Origin of the sequence: Brevibacillus sp. MCWH (assembly GCF_013096935.1) — a bacterium.
GTDB classification, from domain to species: domain Bacteria; phylum Bacillota; class Bacilli; order Brevibacillales; family Brevibacillaceae; genus Brevibacillus; species Brevibacillus aydinogluensis.
The window spans coordinates 1-432 of record NZ_SDLF01000180.1 but is presented as its reverse complement, the minus strand read 5'-3'; the positions used below and the strand labels follow the sequence as shown (position 1 = coordinate 432).

The 432-nt window shown below is 26.4% G+C and carries 1 protein-coding gene; it reads right to left on the bottom strand.

Translation table 11 applies throughout. The features are described from left to right. Nucleotides 1-304 (bottom strand): hypothetical protein (locus ETC00_RS19975; protein ID WP_171567769.1); only part of this gene is annotated, 304 nt, incomplete at its 3' end. Nucleotides 305-432 lie beyond the last annotated feature (128 nt).

Genomic DNA, 432 nt, shown 5'->3' with positions numbered 1-432 from the left:
GCTCTTTTCTTACATTTAAATATTCAGTTTTAACTTGAACGTAAATTTTACTATTTTCTTCATGAATATTTTCTAATTCCTTCTTATCTTTAACCGTAGGAACATAGAAATCTTCATTATCTTTAGTTTCTTTGATTTCAATATTATTTTCTAAAATAGTTTTTAATTCAGTATAGCTATTGTTTAATGAATTTAATGTTTGTGTTATTTCTTCCTCCTTTTTGTTTTCTTCTCCTACAAATCCTACTAGTAATGTAAACATTGACATACAAATAAGAAAGTAAAACATCTTCATCTTTTCCATAAATATCTTCCCCTTTCTTATTCCTGCTCTCATTCCTTCTTTCTGTTTGTTTTTTATTCTTATGTTCACCGTGTTGTGAAAAATGAATAAGACTAAGGTTTATAACCCCCCTTAGTCTTATTCATTTA